Source organism: Streptomyces sp. CG4 (assembly GCF_041080655.1).
Classification (GTDB): domain Bacteria; phylum Actinomycetota; class Actinomycetes; order Streptomycetales; family Streptomycetaceae; genus Streptomyces.
In genome coordinates this window covers 9,748,070-9,770,550 of sequence record NZ_CP163525.1, presented here as the reverse complement: position 1 = coordinate 9,770,550, position 22,481 = coordinate 9,748,070, and the positions used below count along the sequence as shown (strand labels likewise).

Annotated in this window: 12 protein-coding genes; 8 read left to right on the top strand and 4 right to left on the bottom strand. The window is 72.8% G+C overall.

Annotated elements, in window-relative coordinates; genetic code table 11:
• Positions 1–25: 25 nt before the first annotated feature.
• A complete protein-coding gene (locus tag AB5L52_RS44405) occupies positions 26–2,878 on the top strand; it encodes an AAA family ATPase (RefSeq protein ID WP_369368691.1) in 2,853 nt (950 codons plus the stop codon).
• Positions 2,879–2,911: 33 nt separating this feature from the next.
• Here AB5L52_RS44405 and AB5L52_RS44400 read toward each other — a convergent pair whose 3' ends face one another.
• Both AB5L52_RS44400 and AB5L52_RS44395 read right to left on the bottom strand, forming a co-directional pair.
• Positions 2,912–3,124 (bottom strand): acyl-CoA carboxylase epsilon subunit, encoded by a 213-nt coding sequence (locus AB5L52_RS44400; RefSeq protein WP_351573347.1) that lies wholly within the window; start codon positions 3,122–3,124, stop codon positions 2,912–2,914.
• A 15-nt stretch (positions 3,125–3,139) separates the two neighbouring features.
• Positions 3,140–3,910 carry a thioesterase II family protein gene (locus AB5L52_RS44395; protein WP_351028980.1) on the bottom strand — a complete coding sequence of 257 codons (771 nt, stop codon included), beginning with the start codon at positions 3,908–3,910 and terminating at the stop codon, positions 3,140–3,142.
• A 296-nt stretch (positions 3,911–4,206) separates the two neighbouring features.
• Between AB5L52_RS44395 and AB5L52_RS44390 the strand changes: the two genes are divergently transcribed.
• From AB5L52_RS44390 to AB5L52_RS44360, 7 genes are all read left to right on the top strand, one after another.
• Positions 4,207–5,058, top strand: a complete 852-nt coding sequence (locus AB5L52_RS44390) for a metallophosphoesterase (protein ID WP_369368690.1) — start codon at positions 4,207–4,209, stop codon at positions 5,056–5,058.
• The gene (locus AB5L52_RS44385; protein WP_369368689.1) at positions 5,055–5,849 is read left to right on the top strand and encodes a 4'-phosphopantetheinyl transferase; all 795 of its coding nucleotides are present in this window, start codon (positions 5,055–5,057) and stop codon (positions 5,847–5,849) included. Before AB5L52_RS44390 ends, AB5L52_RS44385 begins: the two co-directional genes overlap by 4 nt.
• Before the next feature lie 61 nt (positions 5,850–5,910).
• Positions 5,911–7,380, top strand: a complete 1,470-nt coding sequence (locus AB5L52_RS44380) for an NDP-hexose 2,3-dehydratase family protein (protein ID WP_369368688.1) — start codon at positions 5,911–5,913, stop codon at positions 7,378–7,380.
• Positions 7,364–8,149: an NAD-dependent epimerase/dehydratase family protein gene (locus AB5L52_RS44375; RefSeq protein ID WP_369368687.1), complete on the top strand. Its 786-nt coding sequence runs from the start codon at positions 7,364–7,366 to the stop codon at positions 8,147–8,149. The genes AB5L52_RS44380 and AB5L52_RS44375 overlap by 17 nt, the downstream gene beginning before the upstream one ends.
• Positions 8,150–8,230: 81 nt before the next feature.
• Complete coding sequence (locus AB5L52_RS44370; protein WP_351028971.1) at positions 8,231–9,193, top strand: ABC transporter ATP-binding protein; 963 nt, start codon at positions 8,231–8,233, stop codon at positions 9,191–9,193.
• Between the two features lie 3 nt (positions 9,194–9,196).
• Entirely contained in the window at positions 9,197–9,964 is a 768-nt protein-coding gene (locus AB5L52_RS44365; protein WP_351573330.1) for an ABC transporter permease, read from the top strand.
• A gap of 73 nt (positions 9,965–10,037) precedes the next feature.
• Positions 10,038–10,814 (top strand): FkbM family methyltransferase, encoded by a 777-nt coding sequence (locus AB5L52_RS44360; protein ID WP_351028968.1) that lies wholly within the window; start codon positions 10,038–10,040, stop codon positions 10,812–10,814.
• A gap of 130 nt (positions 10,815–10,944) precedes the next feature.
• On the opposite strand, the gene AB5L52_RS44355 is transcribed toward AB5L52_RS44360, so the two are convergent.
• Positions 10,945–12,003 carry a ketoacyl-ACP synthase III family protein gene (locus AB5L52_RS44355; RefSeq protein ID WP_351028967.1) on the bottom strand — a complete coding sequence of 353 codons (1,059 nt, stop codon included), beginning with the start codon at positions 12,001–12,003 and terminating at the stop codon, positions 10,945–10,947.
• A 58-nt stretch (positions 12,004–12,061) separates the two neighbouring features.
• Complete coding sequence (locus AB5L52_RS44350; protein WP_369368686.1) at positions 12,062–22,471, bottom strand: type I polyketide synthase; 10,410 nt, start codon at positions 22,469–22,471, stop codon at positions 12,062–12,064.
• Positions 22,472–22,481: the final 10 nt, after the last annotated feature.

The following is a 22,481-nucleotide window of genomic DNA, read 5'->3' as shown; positions in this document are numbered from 1 at the left end:
CACACCGTGCAAGGAGACCGCCGGCATGCTGCTTGAGCGGCAGAACGAACTGAAAGTGGCGGCCGAGGCCCTGCGGCTCGCCGTACACGGCAGCGGATCCCTGGTCGTGATCAGCGGCCCGCCCGGAATCGGCAAGTCGGCCCTGCTGACGGAGATCGGCGAACTGGCCTCACGACTGCCCATCGGTCCCATCACCGGGTCGCTGGCACCACCACGGCCTCTGGTGATGCGGGCCTATGCCGCCCCCACAGAACGCGACTTCGCCCTCGGTGTCACCCGGCAACTGCTGAGTCCGGTTCTCACGTCGGGATCGTTCGTCGGCCGATGGTGTTCGGGACCGGCGCGGCCCGCGCTCGCCTTCCTCCAGGGCGACCCCGAGTCGCCCCGGCAGCACACCCCGACGACCGTGCGCGCTCTGCTGTCCATGGTGGAGAACATGAGCCACGACCGAATACCGGTGCTGCTCATCGACGATCTGCACTGGGTGGACGAGGGATCGCGGGACTGGCTCGACCAGCTCGTGCAACAGGTGCCCCACCGGGGGATACTCGTCGCGGTGACCGTGTGCGAAGGGGAATCCGGGGCGGACCAGCCCGGCAACTGGCCGCTGGCCGCGGCAGCCGAGCACAGACTGCTGCCGGCCCCGCTCGGCATGGCCTCGGTCGAGGGCATGACCCTGGAGCGCCTGGGCGTGCCGGCCGACCCGGAGTTCGCGGCCGCGTGCCACGACACCGCACGCGGCAACCCCCTGCACCTCGTAGCGCTTCTCCAGGAGTGCCGGACGCGCGGCATTGCCCCGGTGGCCGCCGAGGCACCCACGGTGGCCGCGCTGGTTCCTCCGGCGCTGCGTCGCCGTCTGCTGCTGTGCCTGCGGGAGCAGCCGCAGCCCGTGCTCGCCGTGGCCCGTGCGTTGACGGTCCTCGGCGCCGACGCGGACCCGCAATTGGTGGGCGAGCTGGCCGGACTGGACCCGGTGGACCGGGACGAGAGCCTGCGCCGGCTGCACCGACTGGCGCTGCTCTCCCGGCAGGACCGCTTCGGGCTGGCGCACCGGGCCGTGCACGAGGTGGTCGAGGAAGCCACACCACCGGGCGAACGCGACCGGCTGCACCTGCAGGCGGCCGCCCTGCTGCGCTATCGGGGCAGCGACCCCGAGCGGGTGGCCGGTCATCTGCTGGTCACGACGGTGCAGTTGGACGACGACGCGCTGGCGGCACTGCGACGCGCGGCCGACGCGGCAGTGCAGCGCGGCGCCCCGGAAAAGGCCGCTCGCTATCTGCGCCGCGCCCTGCGCGACGTCCCGCCGCACAGCAGGGCGCGGGCCCGCCTGCTGGTGGAACTGGCGACCGTGGAGCGGAGCTTCGCCCCGTCGGTGGCCTTCCGGCACGTGGCCCAGGCGTTCCCGCTGCTGCCCGGTGTCCTGGAGCGCGCCGAGGCGCTGATGGTGCTCACCCCGGTGGCGCCCGGGGCCACCCTGCTCTCGTTGGGTGATCTGCTGCGGCAGACGGCGGAGCAGCTGGCGGCCCCCGGGGCGGCGCCTGGCGACCGGCGCATGATGGCGCTGCGCCTGGAGGCCCGGCTGCACTACCTCTGCGAAAACGATCCGGCGGTGCTGTCGTCCGCTGCGGACCGCTTGGCCGGGCTGGGCGCGCAACCGGAGATGGCGCACGGAGGCCAGCGGGAACTGCTGATGGCGCAGCTGCATGCGGCGATGGTGTCCGCGACGATGCCCGCCACCCGGATCGGAGCGCTCGCACGCCGTGTGCTGGAGCACGAGCCGGCCTCCGCGGCTCATGTGCACACCATGCTGCCCTTGATCGTGTCGGTCTCGGCCGCCGCCGACTCGGTGGCGGGGCTGCTGCCCTGGCTGGACGCGGCCCTGGCGGACGCCGTGCGGCGGGGCGGGCGGCTGGAGGAGTCGGTGATCCTCAGCGAGCAGGCACTTGTACTGCTCGCCCAGGGCCGGCTGACGGCTGCGCGGGAACGGGCCGTGCAGGCCTGCTCGGTGGTCGGTCCGGACGAGGTGAGCGCGCTGTCCGCGATGGCCCTGGTCATGGTGGCACTGCGGGGACGCGAGCCGGAGCTGGTCGGTTCGCTGCCGGACCGGATCCGTGGGCTCCACGAGAACTGCGAGCTGGCGGCGATGCTCACTCTGGTCCGGGGGATGGAGGCGGAGCTGCGGCACGAACCGGGCATGGCGGTGGAGCACTTCCTCGACGCCTGGTACGCCCTGGAGCGGGCCGGATGGCGCAATCCGATCATGGCACCCCCGGCCTACTGGGCGGCACGCACCCTGCACCGGATGGGCGAATCGGACCGGGCCGCGCAGCTGTGCGCACAGCATCTCGAACAGGCTCGTGCTTGGGGTGCCCCGTCGGGCCTGGGCCGCGCGCTGGCGCTGCAGGCGATGGTTTCGGACAAGGCCTCCGCACCGGCATTGCTGCGGGAAGCCACCGAGGTACTGCAGGAATCCGCCGATCTGCACGCGCGGGCGGCGGTGCTGCTGCGGCTCGCGGAGGTGGTGGCACCGCGCGACGCCACCGAGGCGGAGACGGCACTGCGGACGTCGTACGAGCTGGCCGCGGAGTGCGGGGCGTCCTCGGTCGCGGCCCGGGCGCAGGAGTTGCTGGGGTCGGCGGCCGTCCGCGTCCTCGCCCGCGCACAGCTGACGTCCGCGGAGCGGTTGGTGGCGCAGATGGCCGTGCAGGGCCTGACCAACCAGGCCATCGCCGACGACCTCGGTGTCTCCCGGCGGGCCGTGGAGAAGCACCTGACGAGCTGCTACCGCAAGATGTCGACGTCCGGCCGTTCGGGCCTTGCCACCGCGCTCAAGGAGGCGGGCCTGGCCGGGGACATCCGCCCCCAGGGAGCCGCCTGACCACGGACCTCGGCCGCCACGCAGCGGGGTCCACTACAGCACCCTCCAGCTGAGCGGCGACACGTAGGAGGGCCAGCGTTCCGGACGGCGCCAGCGGGCGGTGGTGCGGGGGCCGCCTGCCGGCTCCGGCGCGTGGCCGCGAGCAGCGGCACGGGCCAGGAGGACCGCGGTCAGCGCCGCGATCTCCTCCTGGCTGGCCTCACCCCGTGCGACCTGCACCAGGAGCGCGTCGTCGGATGTGCTCACGATCACCCTTCCTGATCAGATGCCCTGCGATGCGGCCTGTGCGGCGAAGTGCTCGTCGAGAATCTTCAGCACGTCTGCGGCCCGGCTGTTGAGGTAGAAGTGGCCGCCGGGCAGGATCCGCAGGTCGAAGTCCCCCGTGGTGTGCTTCTCCCAGTCCTCGGCCTCGTCGACGGACGTCTTGGGATCGCTGTCACCGACCAGCGCGGTGATCGGGCAGCCGACCGTTGCGCCCGGGGCACTGCGGTAGGTCTCCACCGCCCGGTAGTCGCCGCGCAGCGCGGGCAGGAACATCCGGATCAGTTCCTCGTCGCCCAGCAGCCGGTCGTCGGTGCCGCTCATCGCCTTGACCTCGGCGATGATGCCGTCGTCGGTGCGCCGATGGACGTTCTCGTCGCGGTAGCGGGAGGGGGCACGCCGACCCGAGGCGAACAGCCGTACGGGTCCGCTGCCCTCCTGCTCGAACCGCCGGGCCACCTCGAAGGCGACGAGCGCGCCCATGCTGTGTCCGAAGAAGGTCAGCGGGCGGTCCTCCGTGCCGCGCAGGGCCTTGTGCACCTGGTCCGCGAGCGTACCGATGTCCTCGACCAATGGCTCGTTGCGCCGGTCCTGGCGGCCCGGGTACTGAACCGCGATGACGTCGACGCGCGGGCTGAGGGCCGCGGAGACCGGTACGTAGTAGCTGGCCGAGCCTCCCGCGTGGGGGAAGCAGACCAGTCGGTGGGCGGCGTCGGGAGCCGGGGTGAACCGCCGGCACCACAGGCCGTCGTCGGCGGGGGAAACGCGCACGCTGCTCGTCCATCCTCTGTTCGTGGGTTCAGCGGGTTCCACGCTCTGAAGCACTGGTTCGTTCGTACGGATGTGCCGTCACTATCCAGCAGCGCTTGGCTTGGGCGGTCTTATCGGGCGGAACTCTGGGCGTTTCCCTGGTACTCGGCCCGATGGGGCGGGAGCGCGTTGTGCGGTCGGGCGGGACGGTGGCATAAAGCAGACCGCCGGGCGCGTAGAGAAGCGCCGGACGTGCAGCGAGGAGTACACATGCCCACCACCGATCCCCCGCCCGCGACCGGCGAGGCAGCGAAGCGGTGAGCCGTGTCACGGGTGGCAGGCTCTTCGCGGTCAGTGATCTGCACGTCGCCTACGAGCACAACCGCACCGTGGTGCGGGACCTGTACCCGCCCGATCCCTCCGACTGGCTCGTCGTGGCTGGTGACGTCGGGGAGTTGACAGCGGATGTCGAGTGGGTGCTGGGGCTGCTCTCCCAGCGCTTCGCGACGGTGGTGTGGGCGCCGGGCAACCACGAGCTGTGGACGCATCCCGACGACCCCGTGACCCTGCGCGGCGATGCCCGCTATCGCAGCCTGGTCGAACTGTGCCGGTCGCTGGGAGTGCTGACCCCGGAAGACCCGTATGCGCACTGGGCCGGGCCGGACGGGCCGGTGGTGATCGCACCGCTGTTCCTGCTGTACGACTACTCCTTCCTGCCGCCGGGTGCCACCGGGGTCGCCGACGCGCTCGCCCGGGCGGAGAAGGCCGGGGTGGTGGCCACCGACGAGTACTTCCTGCACAGCGACCCCTACCCCGACCGCGCGGCCTGGTGCCGGGCGCGGCTGGCCTACACCCGCGAGCGCCTGGAGGCCTGCCCACCGGACCTGCCGACCGTGCTGGTGAACCACTACCCGCTGGTCCGCGAGCCCACCCTCATCCTGCGGTACCCGGAGTTCGCGCTGTGGTGCGGAACCACCGCCACACACGACTGGCACCGGCGCTACCGGGCGGCCACCGTCATCTACGGCCATCTGCACATCCCCCGCACCACCTGGCACGACGGGGTGCCGCACCGCGAGGTGTCGCTGGGCTACCCGCGCGAGTGGCAGGCCCGAGGGATGCCCGATCCGCTGCTGCGCGAGATCCTTCCCCGGCGAGGTGCCCGATGACTTCGCTGATGCGCCGGCTGCTGCCGGCCGCGGTGGAAGTGACCGAGGTCCGCGGCGAGTTGGTGACGCCCCCGCTGTTCCCGGAGGAGGAGGCGGTGGTGGCCCGGGCGGTGGACAGGCGCCGCCGGGAGTTCGCCACCGGCCGGCGGTGCGCCCGGCTGTCGCTGGCCGCGCTGGGATTTCCGGCGGTACCGCTGCTGCCCGGCCCGCGCGGCGAGCCCGGCTGGCCCGCGGGGGTGGTCGGTGCGATCTCCCACTGTGACGGCTACCGGGTGGCCGCGGTCGCCCGCGACACCGACCTGGCCGCGCTCGGCGTCGACGCCGAGACGCACGCCCCGCTGCCCGACGGTGTCCTGGAGGCGGTGTCGCTGCCCGAGGAGCGAGCCGACCTCGCCCGGCTGGGACGGACGGCACCGGAAGTGCCCTGGGATCTCCTGCTGTTCAGCGCGAAGGAGTCGGTGTTCAAGGTCTGGTTCCCGCTGACCCGCAGACCGCTCGGGTTCGAGGAGGCCCGGCTGCGCTTCACGCGCGAACCGGACACCGCGCTCGGCGCGCGGGGCACCTTCTCGGCCCGGCTGCTGGTGCCGCTGCCGTCCGGTTTCGCGGGTGCCGCCGGCGGCGGCGCCGAGGTCGCCGGGCGGTGGCTGGTCGCCGAGGGCCTGGTGCTGACCTCCGTGGCACTCGCGGCACGCCTTGCGGGGGCCGGCTCACGCGCCTGCGATCCGGCGGACCGGGCCGTGGCAGGGGTGTCCGGGGCACCCGTGCAACCCGGCCCGTCGTGCCCCCTGTAGTAACCCCATGGCGCCCGCGGCAGGCGCCGCGGGCCGACGTCGATCCGATGGAGAGGCAGCGATGCCCCAGCTCAAAGGGACCGGTCCCGAGTCCGACACCGATGCGGTCCTGGCCGCGCGGCTGGCCGTCTCCGCGACGGCCACGGGCGGTGAAGCGATGTCCGACGTCGAGTTCTTCGACTGGCTGGACGAACGCCGCCGCAGGCACAGCCAGGAGGTAAGGCACACCACCTTCGCCGAACTGTCCGGCTGGCACTTCGCCGCGGACACCGGCGACCTGGAACACCGCAGCGGGCGTTTCTTCGCGGTGCGCGGGATCCGGGTGCGCACGGACTTCGGGCCGGTCCCGGAGTGGAGCCAGCCGATCATCCGGCAGCCGGAGATAGGCATCCTGGGCGTGGCGGTCCGGGAGATCAACGGTGTGCTGCACTGCCTGATGCAGGCGAAGACCGAGCCGGGCAACGTCAACGGGGTGCAGTTGTCGCCGACCGTGCAGGCCACCAAGAGCAACTACACCAGGGTGCACGGTGGTTCCCCGGTGCCCTACCTGGACTGCTTCCGCGAGCCGCGGGCGCGGGGCCACCGGGTGCTCGCCGACGTCCTTCAGTCGGAGCAGGGATCCTGGTTCTTCTGCAAACGGAACCGCAACATGATCGTCGAGGTGGGTCCCGAGGTGGAAGCGGGCGAGGACTTCTGCTGGTTGACCCTGCGCCAGGTCAATGCGCTGCTGCACTACGAGAACCTGGTCAACATGGATGCCCGGACGGTGCTGTCCTGTCTGCCCGACTGGCACCACGGCACGGTTCCGGCCCGCGCCCTCCACTCGGACGTGGCGGTCCGCAGCTGGATCACCACGCAGCAGAGCGAGCGGGACGTCAGCGCGGAACTGCTGCCGCTGCGCGAGATCGAGGGGCGCGGCTGGTACCGCACCGAGGACCGCATCTCCCATGAGCGCGGCCTGTTTTTCAGCATCGTGCCCGTGCACGTCGTGTCCAACCGGCGTGAGGTGGCGTCCTGGTCGCAACCGCTGCTCGAGCCGCACGGCACCGGGGTGGCGGCGATGCTGGTTCGCCGGATCGACGGTGTACCGCACTGCCTGGTGCATGCCCGCGTCGAACCGGGATATCTGGATGTCGTCGAACTCGGCCCCACCGTCCAGTGCACGCCCGAGAACTATGCCCATCTGCCCCCGGCCGGCCGCCCCCGCTTCCTCGACCTGGTGGAGGCGGCCCGCCCGCACCGCATCCTGTTCGACACGGTGCTGTCCGAGGAGGGGGGCCGGTTCCGCCACGCACAGAACCGGTACCTGATAGTCGAGGTGGACGACGACGTCCCCGTCGAGGTACCGGAGGACTACCAGTGGCTGACGTTGCATCAGCTCGGTGAACTGCTGAAGTACAGCCACTACCTCAACGTCCAGGCGCGGACCCTGGTCGCCGCCCTGCGCACCGTCACGGGCACCACGGGCGGGCTTCTGGCGACCGGGGTCACTCCGCCGCGCAGGGGAGACGGTCGTGCGGATCATCGGTGACGGCTTCCTCGGCCGCAATCTCGCCGCCGCCTTCGGCGATCGCTTCCCCGACGTGACCGCGATCGCCTCCGGGGTCTCCAGTACGTCCACCGCGGCCATCGCCGAGTACGACCGCGAGGCGCAGGTCGTCTACGACGTGCTGGAAGACTGCCGGCGGGAGGGGCGGCTGCTGCTGTTCTTCTCCACTGCCTCCTTCTCCATGTACGGCTTCCCGGAGGGGGAAGCGGCCGAGGCGGATCCGGTACGGCCGGCCAACGCGTACGGGCGGCACAAACTGGCCCTGGAGACCGTGGTGCGCTCGTCGGGCACCGAGCACCTGATCCTCCGGCTGAGCCATGTGGTGGGCCGCCATCAACGGGCGCACCAGTTGCTGCCCACCCTCGTCCGGCACATCGCGGGCGGCGAGGTGACGGTGCATCAAGGTGCGCACCGCGACCTGCTCGACGTGCGTGACCTGCTGCAGGCGGTCGCGCGGCTCCTGGAGGCCGGCGTCACCAAAGAGGTGGTGAACGTGGCCTCCGGCATCCCGCAGCCGGTGGAGTCGGTCGTGACGGCCATCGAGCAGCGCCTGGGTGTCACCGCCCGCCGCGTGCACCGTCCGGGCTCCCCCGCCATCACTCGGGTGTCCGTACGGCATCTGCGCCGGCTGGTGCCGGACTTCCGTGGCGCCACCGCGGACTGCGACTACCTGGGAACGTTGCTGGACGCCTACCTGCCCTACTACACCGCACTGCTGTCACAGGACTTGACGGCACTGCCCAGCCGGTGACCGCGCCCTCGACTGCGAGAACCCCTAGACATTCCCGGCGGGCCCGGACTGGAAGCAGTTCCTCCGCATAGCGTGGACGGCATGATCGAGCTTACGGAAGTGACCAAGCGGTATGGCGAGAAGGTGGTGGTCGACAACCTCACCTTCACGGTCCGCCCTGGCTGTGTCACCGGATTCCTCGGCCCCAACGGAGCGGGCAAGTCCACCACGATGCGGATGATGCTCGGTCTGGACCGGCCCACCTCGGGCGGCGTCCTCATCGACGGCAAACCGTACGCACGGCTGCGGGAACCGCTGCGCCACGTCGGGGCGTTGCTGGACGCCAAGGCGATGCACGGGGGACGCAGCGCCTACCAGAACCTCAGGTGTCTGGCGCTCAGCAACGGCATACCGCTGTCGCGGGTCGACGAGGTGCTTGAGGATGTAGGACTGAGTTCAGTCGCCAAGAAGCGGCCCAAGGGCTTCTCCCTGGGCATGGGACAGCGCCTCGGCATCGCCGCCGCACTGCTCGGCGAACCCGAGATCGTCATGCTGGACGAGCCGGTCAACGGCCTCGATCCGGAAGGCATCCACTGGATCCGCACCCTCATGAAGCGGCTGGCCCAGGAGGGCCGTACGGTGTTCGTCTCCAGCCATCTGATGAGCGAGATGGCGCTGACCGCCGACCGCCTGGTGGTCATAGGCCGCGGCAGACTCCTCGCCGACACCGACATGCAGGACTTCATCGACCGCAACTCCCGTTCATGCGTGCGGATCCGCACCCCCGAGCCGGAGAAGCTGCGGGACGTGCTCGCCGCGGCCGGCATCACCGCCGCCGAGAGCGCCTCCGGTGTGTTCGAGGTGACCGACGTCCCGGCGGAACTGCTGGGCGAGCTGGTGCTGGAGCACCGCATCCTGCTGCACGAGCTGAGCCCTCAGCACGCGTCCCTGGAAGACGCGTTCATCGCGCTCACCAGCGAAGCGGCCGAGTACCGCACTGGTCCGGCCGTCGCCGCGTCGAACGGCGACCGGACCACACTGCAGACCACCGGAACGGAGTCCTGAGCCATGTCCTCACCCACCGCGATCCTCCGTTCGGAGTGGGCCAAGCTCACCACGGTCCGCTCCACGGGGTGGACCCTGTTCGCCGCCTTCGCCGTCACCGTGGCCTTCGGCACGCTGGTGAGCGCCCTGTCCAATGCCCGCTACGCCGACCTGTCGCAGCAGCAGAAGCTCACCTTCGACGCGGCCGGCACCAGTTTCACCGGCGGCGTCCTCGGCCAGCTGGCGATGATCGCGTTCGGGGTCATGGTGATCGGCGCCGAGTACGGCAGTGGCATGATCCGGAACTCGCTGGCGGCGGTACCCCGGCGCGGCGTCTTCTACTTCAGCAAACTTGCGGTGGCGGCCGGTGCCGCTCTCGTGGTCGGCATCGTCACCAGCTTCGTGACCTTCTTCGCCGGGCAGGCCGCACTTGGTTCGCACAGCACCACGATCGGCGCCCACAACGTGCTGCGTGCGACGCTGGGCGCCGGGCTCTACATGACTCTCATGGCCGTGTTCTCCATGGGCGTGGCCACCATGTTGCGAAGCTCCATGCTGTCCATGGGCATTCTCATGCCCTTCTTCTTCCTGATCACGCAGATACTGGCCTCCGTACCCGGAGCCAAGAAGGTCGCGCACTACCTTCCCGACCAGGCCGGTGAGGCGATGGCGCGGGTGGTGCGGAACTCCGATGTGCCGTACGGGCCGGGCGGCGGCCTCGTCATCATGCTGCTGTGGGTGAGCGCGGCGCTGCTCGGCGGGTATCTGGTGCTGCGCAACAAAGACGCCTGAGGGGCGAAGTCTAGGAAAATGCCGGAACTCCGCAGGGCACACTGAACGGCAATCCACGGCTCAGGGAGCAATCATGACCGTCATCAGGTCGGTTCAGGTCGCCGACGGCTTTTCCGTCTTCGTGCCGCAGTCGGAGGGCGCGCTCTTCTCCGAAGTCGACTTCATCTACAACGAGATATTCGTCGAACGCACCTATCTCCGGCACGGCATCCAGCTCTCCGACTCCTCACGGATCGTGGACGCCGGCGCGAACGTGGGTCTGTTCTCCCTCTTCGTCAAGCAGGAGTTCCCCGGCGCGAAGATCCTGGCCTTCGAGCCGATCCCCGCGATCCACGAGGCGCTGCTGGAGAACCTGGACAGCCACGGCGCCAAGGACGTGGAGGTGGTGCGCTCCGCGCTGGGTCGCCGTCATGAGGACCAGGTCCGCTTCACGTTCTACCCCGCCCTGCCCGGCAACTCGACCCGGTACCCGGAGCAGAAGAAGGTCGGGCAGGAACTGACGGTGGAGCAGATCGGCCAGGAGGCGGTGGACCGCATCATGGCCGGGATCGAGGTGGAGTCGGAGGTCAACCGGCTCTCCGACGCGCTGCGCCAATGGGCGCCGGAGGGTCCGGTCGATCTGCTGAAGATCGACGTGGAGGGCGCTGAACTGGAGGTGATGGAGGGCCTGGACGCGGCGGACTGGCAGCGGGTGCGCCAGGCCGTCGTCGAGGTGCAGGACCTCGACGGCCGCCTCGACGCGGTGCGGGGCATCCTCGACGCCCAGGGCTTCTCCGTGACGGTGGAGCACGCGGCGAACCTGCCGGAGGTCTTCCGCTACTCGATGGTGTACGCCCGGCGCGAGCACTGACCTCACCGGACTGCCCTGGCATCTGGGCACCCGCGCCTGCCAACGGACCCGGCAACCTCGCTCTCTCACGGTGCCGGGTCCTGTGCTGTGTCCGGGCGGGCCGGGGCGGGCCCGGCCGGCGCGCCGTCGCTCAGGAGACCGGGGGCTCCTGAGCCCAGGCCGGTAGCTCCAGAATCGTCAGGACCGCCGAGCTGGACACCCAGCCGGACGCCGACGTCGTCATCAGGATGTGGTCGCCCGGGGCCAGCATGCCGTTGAGGAGCAGGTGGTTGAGGGAGACCGCCATGTCGCATGCGCCCATGTGGCCGTACTCCTTGCCGAAGTCCCAGGTGGAGCGGGACATCGGCAGCCCCAGCGGCTGCATCTTCATCTGGTCGATCATGCGGGAGTCGCTGTTGGCGGCCACCACCCACCGCAGGTCGGACGCGTTCAGCCCCGCGTCCACCAGCGACCGGTGCACGATGTCCAGCTCGAAGTCACGGATCATCTCCATGCACTTGTCGAGCGGCACCACGTGCTGGTTGAAGTAGGCGAGCAATTCCATCGTGCCGGACGCCTTGCGCTGTTCGCCGCGGAACGGCAGCAACGTCTCCTCGCCCCGGTGCCACTGCTCCAGTTCGGGCAGCGTCCCGGAGTTCACCGCGCGCAGCGCCGCGAACCCGCCCTCTGCGCTGAGCAGGACGGCGGCGCCGCCGTCGCTGGCGGTGAATCCGGTGCCGAAGCCCGTCCACCGGTCGATCAGCGGACTGGTGAAGTTCTCCGCGGTCGTCACCAGCGCGGTCTCGGCCCCGGCGGCGCCCGTCAGCTGCCCGACGGCGACCTCGATGCCGGCCAGCAGGCCGTTGGAGTGCTGGCGCACGTCCGTACTGGGCACCCCGCTCGCGCCCAGCTCGCGCAGCACGTAGCCGGGCGCGTAGAACCCCTCGGGACCGTGCTGCACAGCGGTGCAGTGGACATGGAAGTCGAGGTCCTCCACGTCGTTGCCGGACCGGCGGAACGCCTGCCGGGCGGCGGACACGGCCATGTCCAGCGCGGGCAGGTCGTCCGCGATGTACGCGGCGGTGAGCCCGGTGCCGTACTGGACGGAGTACTCGTCGTAGAGTCCTTCCGCCACGGCCTGTTCCACGCTCACCCAGCGGTCCGGGATGTACGTCCCGACCGTGTCGACGTAGACGCCGTCTGTCTTCATCTGTGGCTCTTCTCCTTGGATGTCGTGGAAGTTCTGGGGTGAGGCACGGCCGCCGGTGTCACAGGCGCAGCAGCTCGTCCTTGAGGTGCGCCACCAGCCGTCCGGGGGTGTCGGCCTCGAACAGGAGGGCTGCGGGCAGTTTCAGTCCGGTGGTCTCGCGCAGCCGGTTGCGCAGGGCGAAGGCGGTGAGCGAGTTCAGACCGATGTCCCGGAAGGAACAGGAGTCCTCGACCGCCTCGGGCGAGGGGTAGTCGAGCACGGCCGCCACGTCGGCGCGCACCCGGTCCATGAGGACCGCGTCACGCTCCGCGTCGGACAGGCCTGCGAGGCGGCGCCGGAGCGTGCTCAGGACTCCGGCGGCCCCCCGCTCCCCCACCCGGCGCCGGGCCGGCGGTCCGGCCAGACCGCGCAGGGGCGCCGGCAGGCTCGCGCCGCCGGATCCGCCGGAGAGGGCGTCGGCGCCCAGCCGGAGCAGGACGGCGGTGGAAGCATCGATGCCGCAGGCGGCGTCGAAGAGGTCCAGGCCCGCGGCCCGCGGCAGCCGGCCCACACCCGCGGGTGCGCCGCTCGCCGAGCTGTCGTCGATGTCCCAGGGACCGCACGCCACCGATATCCCCGGCGCTCCCGCGGCGCGACGGCGCTGGGCGAGGGCGTCGAGGAAGGCGCCCAGGGCGGCCTCGCCCCCGCGTCCGGCGGCACCCAGTGTCCCGGCGGCGGACGAGAGGAGGACCAGGGGTACGGCAGGGGCGAGAGGTTCGCCTGCCGTCAGCTCGCTGAGGTTCAGGGCCGCGCGCAGCTCCGCCTCCAGAAGATCCGCCTCCGCCGTCCCGCCGGGCCCGGATACCTGTGCCGCGTGCACGACGGCGGTCAGCGGGTGCTCGGCGGGGACCGATTCCAGCAGGGTCACGAGCGTCTCCCGGTCTGCCGGGTCGCAGGCGGTGACGGTCACCTCGGCGCCCAGCGCGGTCAGTTCCGTCCCGAGCCGGGCAGCGGCATCGCCGTCCGCCGGTCCGGCGAGCAGCAGGCGGCGCACGCCCCGCTCGTTCACCAGGTGCCGGACCACCGCGATCGCGGCCGGACGGGTGGCACCGCTGACCAGGACGGTGCCCGCCGGGCCGGACAGCAGCCCGCTGCCGCCCGCCACAGCCGGTACCGGGGTGAGCCGCGGCACGTGCACGGCGCCCCGGACGAGGGCCAGTTGCGGCTCGGAGGCGGCCAGGGCGGCCGGCAGGGCGCGCCAGGAGGCACGTGTGCCGTCCAGGTCGGCCAGGATCAGTCGGCCCGGGTCGACCAGCTGTGCGGAACGGATCAGGCCCCATACGGCGGCCACCGCGGGCTCCGGTGCCCCGGTACCGTCGCCGGCGGTGAGCGAACCGTGGGTGAGGAACACCAGCCGCGCATCGGCGAACCGCTCGTCGGACAGCCAGGCGGCGGTCACCTCGGCCGCGTACCGCACCGAGTGGGCACCGGACGTGTCCTCCGGCGCGGGCACGCAGCCGACGAGCACCGCCTCGGGTGCGGCCGCGCCGGAGCCCATGGCCTCCGCGAGGAGGTCCAGGGTCTCGTAGGCCTCGGTGTAGACACCGGCCTTCATCAGGGCCGAACGCGCGCCGAGCGGGTCGGGACCGACCAGTGCCCAGCGGGGTTTGGCCGTGGGGGTCTCGCACGCCGTCTCGGTCCAGTGCAGGCGCAGCAGCGGGCCGTGCTGGGCGGTGCGGGCGCCGACGAGTCGTGCGGGATCGGCGGCGCGGAGCCGGACCGCGCCGATCGAGGCGACGGCCAGGCCGGTGTCGTCGGCGGCCTCCACGGCGACGGTGTCGGTGCCGGTCCGGGTCAGCCGGACACGGAGCGCCGAGGCACCCTCGGCGTGCAGCGCCACCTGGTGCCAGGAGTCGGGCACGGGGGCCGTGTCCTGTTCGCCGGTCCCGTCCTGGGTGAGGACGAGGATGCGCAAGGCGGTGTCCAGCAGGGCCGGGTGGAGGCCGTAGTGTGCGCCCTCCGGTTGTCGCCCGGCGGTGAGCGCGACCTCGGCGAACAGGTCGTCGCCGCGCCGCCACAGGCCGCCCAGGCCCTCGGTGGCCGACGGGGGCAGGCCGCCGGGGTCAACTGGCTCCGCCTCCGCGGGCGGCCAGATCTCCAGGTCGAAGGAGGCGGGGGCGCCGCCCGGGCACAGCACCGCGTGGGCGTTGCGGGTCCAGGGGGTGCCGGGCAGGGCGCCGGCGGCCCGGGAGTGAACCCGCAGGGGCCGCTCCCCCGACGCACCGGGCTCGCCCACGGTCACCCGCAGCCGGATCTCGTCCCGCTCGGGCAGGACCAGCGGGGTCTCCGTGGTCAGTTCCGCGATGCGGTCGCAGCCGACCCGGCCGCCCGCCTGGACGGCGAGTTCCACGAGAACGGACCCGGGCACCGCGACCGTGCCGGCCCCCGCCTCGGCGGCGCACCACGGCTGGGTGGCGCGCGACAGCACGCCGGTCAGCAGCAGCGCGCCGGCTTCGGGCAGTTCGACGGCCGAGTCCAGCAACGGGTGACCGCCTCCCGCTCCGTCAGCACTCTCCGCGGAGGCCGTCTCGGCCGGGGCGTGCGAGGCGGGCGTCATCCAGTAGTGGCGGCGGTGGAAGGCGTACGTGGGCAGGGGCACCCGGTGGGCGCCGGTGGCTGCGAAGACGGCGTCCCAGTCGATCTCCACGCCTCGGACGTGCAGGTGCGCGAGGAGGGCCGTCACGTCGAGCCCGTCCGTGCCGGTGAGCGGCAGCAGGTCCACGTCCTCGCCCGTTTCGCCGCCGGGCCGTTTCCTGTTCGTGTCCTCGTCCTCTTCACCGCCGGGCAGCGACGGACCGAGGACGACGACCGTACGGTGCCCGCTGTCCCGCAGTACCCGCAGCGCCTGCCCGGTGCCCGCCGGGCTCTCCATCAGTGCCGTGGCCCACCCTTTGGCGTCGGTCTCCTCCCCCGCGTCCAGCCATCCGCCGGTCGCGGCCGAGCAGAACGGCGTCTCGGCGGGGCCGAACCGGACCTGCGGCACGCTCGCGTGCGTACCGCGGCTGTGGTGCACGGCGAGCAGGGCGCCGGTCTCCATCGGGAGCAGCCCGGCGGCACAGGCCGCCGCGATCTCCCCGTTTCCCTGCCCGGTCACGGCCGCGGCCTCGATGCCGTACGACCGGAGCAGCTCGGTCAATGCGACGGCCACCGCCCAGCCGAGCGGGCCGGCGATCTCGGGCCGGTGCCGCCAGTCGGGGGCGCAGCGTCCGGCCAGGACGTCGGCCGGAGTCCAGTCGACCAGTCCCGACAGTGCCCGTCCGCAGGCCGTGAGGGTTTCCGCGAACACCGGGGCGACGGCGGCCAGCGGGGCGGCGCTCGCCGTCCACCGGGCGTCGGCGGGCGGGAACGCAAGGACGAGCGGCGGCTGCGCGGCGCCGGTCCGGGCGGTGCCGCTGATGACGGCGGCGCCGGGTTCGGTGCCGTCCGTCAGGGCCTTCAGGGCGCGCAGCGCCTCATCGTGGTCGGCGACGGTGAGCACGGCGCGGTGTTCCAGGGCGGACCGGGTGGTGGCCAGCGACAGGGCCACGTCGTGCAGCCGCCGCTCCGGCTCGTCGGCCAGGAAGGCATGCAGCCGGGCCGCCTGTCCGCGCAACGCGTCCGCACTGCGCGCCGACAGCGGCAGCGGGATGCGGCCGGGCAACGCCGCGGCCCCGGTCCGGGTGCCCTCGGCGAGCCGGGCATCGACAGGGGCGTCGGTGCCGCCGGTGGGGCGCTCTCCGTCCCGGGGCGGCTCTTCGATGATCACATGGGCGTTGGTGCCGCTGATGCCGAAGGAGGAGACGCCCGCCCGGCGCGGGCGGTCACCGCGCGGCCATGCCACGTCCTCGCGCAGCAGCTCCACCGCGCCCGCGGACCAGTCGACATGCGGGGAGGGCGGGTCCGTGTGCGGGGTGCGGGGCAGGATCCCGTGCCGCATCGCCATGATCATTTTTATGACGCCGCCGGCACCGGAGGCCGCCTGGGTGTGCCCGATGTTGGCCTTCATCGAGCCCAGCCACAGCGGCTTTTCGCGGTGCTGCCCGTAGGTGGCGACGACCGCCTGTGCCTCGATCGGGTCGCCGAGCGGGGTTCCGGTGCCGTGCGCCTCGACGGCGTCCACGTCGTCGGCGGCGAGTCCGGCGGAGGTCAGCACCTGCCGGATCAGCCGCTGTTGGGCCGGGCCGCTGGGGGCGGTCAGCCCGTTGGAGGCGCCGTCCTGGTTGATGCCGCTGCCCGCGATCCGGGCGAGGACGGTGTGTCCGCGCCGCCGGGCATCGGAGAGGCGCTCCAGCAGCAACAGCCCGACGCCCTCGGCCCAGTTGGTGCCGTCGGCTTGCGCCGAGAAGGGCTTGCAGCGGCCGTCCGCGGCGAGGGTGCGTTCCCGGCTGAAGGCCACGTAGGGGTCCGGCTGTGACATGACCGCCACCCCGCCCGCCAGTGCGAGGTCGCACTCCCCGGCGCGCAGCGCCTGCGCCGCCAGGTGCAGCGCGACCAGGGAGGAGGAGCAAGCGGTGTCCACGGCCACCGAGGGGCCCTCGAGTCCGAAGGCGTACGACACCCGGCCGGCGGCCACGTTGCCCGCGGTGCCCATCTGCATGCCGGACGCGTAGTCGTGGTAGGTCACGCCCGCGAACACGCCGGTGCGGCTGCCCCTGAGGGAGCCGGGGGCGATCCCGGCTTGTTCGAACACCTCCCAGGAGGTCTCCAGCAGCAGCCTCTGCTGCGGGTCCATGGCCAGCGCCTCGCGGGGCGAGATGCCGAAGAGTTCGGCGTCGAAGCGGCCGGCGTCGTAGAGGAATCCGGCCTCGCGCACGTAGGTGGTGCCGGGGCGGTCGGAGTCCGGGTCGTAGAGCGCGTCCAGGTCCCAGCCGCGGTCGGCGGGGAAGGGCCCCAGCCCCTCGGCGCCCGCGGCGACCAGCCGCCACAGTGCCTCGGGGGAGTCGGCTCCGCCGGGATAGCGGCAGCCCATGCCGACGATCACCACCGGGTCGTCGTCGGGTACCGCGGCACCGGAGCGGGCCGGGGCGTCGTCGCTGCCGCTCTGCTCGGCGTCCAGACCCAGTTCCATGGCCAGGTGACGGATCAGGGCGCCGGAGGTCGGATGGTCGTAGACGAGCGTGGCGGGCAGGCGCAGTCCGGTCTCCTGGTTGAGCCGGTTGCGCAGGTTGACGGCGGCGAGCGAGTCGAAGCCCAGCTCCTTGAACGGCTTGTCGGAGCCCGCCAGGTCGGCGCTGTCGTAGCCGAGGAGGGCGGCGACCTGGCCGCTGACCAGTTCGGCCAGGGCGCGGTACCGGCGGGCGCGGGGCAGTGAGGCGAGCCGCCGCGCGAACCCGCCGCCCTGCCCGGCTGCGGTGCCGGCGCCGCGGCGGACGGTCCCCCGCAGCAGTCCGCGCAGCAGCGGCGGCAGGTCTCCGGCTTCGGCGCGGCCCCGCAGTGCGCCCGGGTCGAGGCGCATCGCCAGCAGCAGCGCGCGGTCCGCGGCGGTGCCGGCGTCGAAGAGGGACAGCCCCTGCTCGGCGGAGAGCGGGATGGCACCCTGGGCGGCCGTCCGCGCCGTGTGCGCGGCGTCCAGCGTGGCCGTCATGCCGCCGAACCGCTCCCACGGCCCCCACGCCAGCGAGGTCATCGGCAGTCCTACGGCGCGGCGATGCCGGGCGAGGGCATCGAGGAAGGTGTTGGCGGCGGCGTAGTTGGCCTGGCCGGGATTGCCGAGCAAGCCCGCCGCCGAGGAGAACACCACGAAGGAGGAGAGTTTTTGATGCTGCGTCAGCTCGTGCAGGTGGGCGAGGGCGGCCACCTTGGCGGGGAAGACGGTGGCGAGGCGCTCCGGAGTGAGGGAGGTGAGCAGAGCGTCGTCGAGGACACCGGCGGTGTGCACGACCGCGGTGACCGGGTGCTCGGCCGGTACTGAGGCGAGGAGGGCGGCCAGGGCGGCGCGTTCGGAGACGTCGCAGGCCTCGACCGTCACCTCGGCACCGAGCGCGGTCAGCTCGTCGCGCAGTTCGGCCGCGCCCGGTGCCGTGGGCCCGGACCGGCTGACCAGCAGCAGCCTTCGTACGCCGTGCCCGGTCACCAGGTGCCGGGCGGCCAGGGCGCCCAGACCGCCGGTGCCGCCGGTGACCAGAACCGTGCCGTCCGGCCCGAACGCGAGGGGAGCCTCCCCGGCGGGACGCGACGCTCGGACCACCCGGGGTGCCAGCAACGCGCCTGCGCGCACGGCGAGTTGGGGCTCCTCGCCGAGTACCGCGGACGGGGGCAGGGCATCGGCCGTGTCGCGGTCGACGAGCAGGAAGCGGCCGGGGTGCTCCGACTGGGCTGTACGCACCAGCCCCCAGACCGGGGCGTGTGTGAGGTCGGGTACGCGGTCGTCGGGGGCGGCCGCCACGGCGTGGTGGGTGAGCACGGCCAGCCGGGAGGCGTCGAGGCGCTCGTCGGCCAGCCACTGCTGCAGGGTGGCGAGGACCGCGGCGGCGGCGTCCTGGGCCGCGGCGGCGAGGCCGGTGCTGTCGACCGGGCGGTCCGCGGAGCCGACCGGGAGCAGCACCGTCGCGGGCGCTGCCGCGCCCTCGTCGAGGGCGGTCAGCAGAGCGGCCAGGTCGTGGTGTGCGCGGACGGGGACGCCCCGGTCGGTGAGGTGGGCGGCGAGGGCCGCGCCGTCCGGGCCCAGCACCGCCCACTCGCCGTGCTGGTGCCCGGCGGATCCGGTCCCCGGATGCCCCGTCACCGGTGTCCAGTCCAGTGCGTACAGCCCGTCGACCGGCGCGTCCGCCGCGAGGTCGGCGACGGGCAGGGTGGTCAGGGAGAGGGAGTCGACGGTGGCCAGCGGCCGTTCCGCGGTGTCCGTCAGAGTGAGCGAGACCCGGTCCGTGCCGGCACCGGTGACCCGCAGCCGGGCGGCGTCCGCTCCGCTCGCGTGCACGGTCACCCCCTGCCAGCCGAGCGGCAGCGCGATCCGGCCCTCGCCCGCGTCGGGCGCGGCCGACAGGACCACCTGCACCGCGGCGTCGAGCAGCACGGGGTGCAGCCCGAAGGCTCCGGCATGGCGGTCGCGCAGTTCGTCCGGGACGGCGAGGTCGGCGAAGAGTTCACTGCCGTGCCGCCACAGGGCGCGCACGCCGCGGAAGGCCGGTCCGTAGGAGTGGCCGTGCAGGGACAGCAGGTCGTACAGGCCGTCCACGTCGACCGGTTCGGCCTGCTCGGGCGGCCGGACGCCGGGGTCCGGTACGTCGCCGGTGGGCCGGGCGGTGGTGCTCAGGGTGCCCTCGGCGTGGCAGCGCCAGGGCTGGTCGCCCTCGTCGTCGTCCGGTCGGGAGTGCACGGTCACCGTGCGCCGGCCCGTCTCGTCGGCCGCGCCGACCAGGATCTGCATCCGCACCGCGCCCTGCCGGGGCATGGGCAGCGGATCACGGAGGGTCAGCGTCTCCAGGACGGTGCAGCCGGCCTCGTCGCCGGCGCGGACGGCGAGTTCGACGAGGACGGACGCGGGCAGCAGGGTGCTGCCCGCCGTGTCACGGTCGGCGAGCCAGGGCTGGGCCCGCACGGACAGCCGGCCCGTGAGCAGGATGCCGCCGGCGTCGGCGAGTTCGACGGCGGCGCCGAGCAACGGGTGCCGGGCGGCGCCGAGGCCGGCGGCGCGGACTCCGGCGGCGCCGGACGCTGCGGCGGGCAGCCAGGCGCGGCGCCGTTGAAAGGCGTAGGTCGGCAGGGCGTGGGGCGGCGCGGGCGGAGTGCCGGTGCCGGTGTCGGCGCCGGTGTCGGCGCCGGTGACGAGGCTGGTCCAGTCGACGGCGACGCCGCGCGTGTACAGGGCGGCGAGGGCGGTCTCGAAAGCCCGCGGCCCGGGCTGGTCCTTGAGCTGGGCGGGGACGGCGAGCACCTCGTCCGGGGACGGCAGGCTCTGCGCCGCCAGGGCGGACAGGGTGCCGTCGGGGCCGAGTTCCAGGCAGCGGGTGACGCCGAGGCCGGTCAGGGCCCGGACGCCGTCGGCGAAGCGGACGGCGTGCCGGACGTGCCGCACCCAGTACTCGGGGTCGGTCAGGTCCTCGGGATCGGCCGGGCGGCCGGTGAGGTCGGACACGACGGTCAGGCGCGGCGGGTGGAACTCCAACGACTCGGCGACGCGCCGGAAGTCACGCAGCATCGGTTCCATCAGCGGCGAGTGGAAGGCGTGGCTGACGCGGAGGGCGGTGGCCCGGTGGCCCTGTGCCCTCGCCCGTTCCGCGATCTCCTCGATGTCGGCCGCGACCCCGGCGATCACCGTGGCGCGCGGCCCGTTGACGGCGGCGATCCCAACCCGGTCGGTACGGCCCTCCAGCAGGGGCAGCACCTCGTCCTCGGGGAGCTGGAGGGAGACCATGGCGCCGCCTTCGGGCAGCGCCTGCATCAGCCGGCCGCGCGCCACCACCAGCCGGCAGGCGTCGGCGAGGGACCACACGCCGGCCACGTGGGCGGCCGTCAGCTCGCCGATCGAGTGGCCGAGCAGTACGTCGGGGCGTAGGCCGAAGGACTCGGCGAGCCGGAACAGGGCGACTTCCAGGGCGAACAGGGCGGGCTGCGCGTACTCGGTACGGTTCAGCAGCTCCGCGTCGGTGCCGAACACCACGTCCCGCAACGGGCGTTCGAGGGCGCTGTCGGCCTGGGCGCACACCTCGTCGAAGGCATCCGCGAACACCTCGTACGTCTCGTACAACTCCCGCCCCATGCCGAGGCGTTGGGAGCCCTGCCCGGCGAAGAGGAAAGCGGTCCGGCCGGTTCCGGAGGCGGAGCCGGTGATCAGTCCGGGCCGTGCATGACCGGCGGCCAGGGCGTCCAGGCCGCGCAGCAGTTCCTCGCGGTCGGTGCCGAGCAGCACGGCCCGTTGTTCGAAGACGGACCGGGTGGTGAGCAGTGCGGCAGCCGTGTGCACCGGGTCCGTCGCGGGGTGGGACCGTACGAAGTCTGCGAGCCGCCGGGCCTGGTCGCGCAGGGCGGCGGGGGTGAGGCCGGTGACGACCCAGGGCACCGCCGCGGACGGCAGGCGCAGGGCCGGCGGTACGGGGGCGGGGGTGTCCGGGTCGGCGGGCGGCTCGTCAGGAGCTTGTTCGAGGACGACGTGGACGTTGGTGCCGGACACACCGAAGGCGGACACCCCCGCCCGCCGCGGACGGTCCTCGTCCTGCGGCCAGTCGGTGTTCTCATGGAGCAGCCTGACGGCGCCGGCCGGCCAGTCCACGCGGGAGGTGGGCTCGTCGGCGTGCAGGGTGCGCGGCAGCGTGCCGTGCCGCAGGGCCAGCACCATCTTGATGACACCGGCGACACCCGCGGCGGCCTGGGTGTGCCCGATGTTCGACTTGACAGAGCCCAGCCACAGGGGCCGTTCACGGTCCTGACCGTAGGTGGCGATCAGCGCCTGCGCCTCGATCGGGTCACCCAGCGCCGTTCCCGTACCGTGCGCCTCCACCACGTCGATGTCCGCCGGTGTCAGTCCGCTGCCGGCCAGCGCGGCCCGGATGACCCGCTGCTGGGAGGGGCCGTTGGGGGCGGTGAGGCCGTTGGAGGCCCCGTCCTGGTTGACCGCGCTGCCGCGGACCACCGCGAGCACCTGGTGCCCGTTGCGCCGCGCGTCGGAGAGGCGCTCCACCACGAGCACGCCGACACCCTCACCCCAGCCCGTGCCGTCGGCGCCCTCGGCGAACGCCTTGCACCGGCCGTCGACCGCCAGGCCCCGCTGCCGCGAGAACTCCACGAACGCGCCCGGCGTCGACATCACCGTCACACCACCGGCCAGGGCCAGATCGCACTCGCCGCCGCGCAGCGCCTGGACCGCCAGGTGCAGGGCGACCAAGGACGACGAGCAGGCGGTGTCGACGGTCACCGCGGGCCCTTCCAGACCGAGCACGTACGACACCCGGCCGGACAGCACGGACGCGGTGATGCCCGTGGTCAGATGGCCGTCGGACTCCTCGGGCCGGCCCAGCATCAGCGCGAGGTAGTCCTGGCCGTTGGTGCCCATGAACACGCCGGTCCGGCTGCCGCGCAGCGCCCCCGGTTCGATGCCCGACCGCTCCAGTGCCTCCCAGGAGGTCTCCAGCAGCAGCCGCTGCTGGGGGTCCATGGTCATGGCCTCGCGGGGTGAGATGTCGAAGAACGCCGAGTCGAACAGCGGCGCGTCGTAGAGGAAGGCGCCCTGGCGGGCGTATGTGGTGCCGGTGCCGCCCGCCGGGTCGAAGACTCCGTCGAGGTCCCAGCCCCGGTCGGCGGGAAAGTCGGCGACCGTGTCGCGGCCCTCGGCGAGCAGCCGCCAGAACTCCTCGGGTGTGTCCGCTCCGCCGGGGAAGCGGCAGCCCAGGCCGACGATCGCGACGGGCTCCTGACGGCTCGCCTCGGCGTCATGAAGGCGCTTGCGGGTCTGGCGGAGGTCCGCCGTCACCCTTTTCAGGTAGTCCCGCAGCTTCTCTTCATTGCTCGCCATCGTGTTCCAC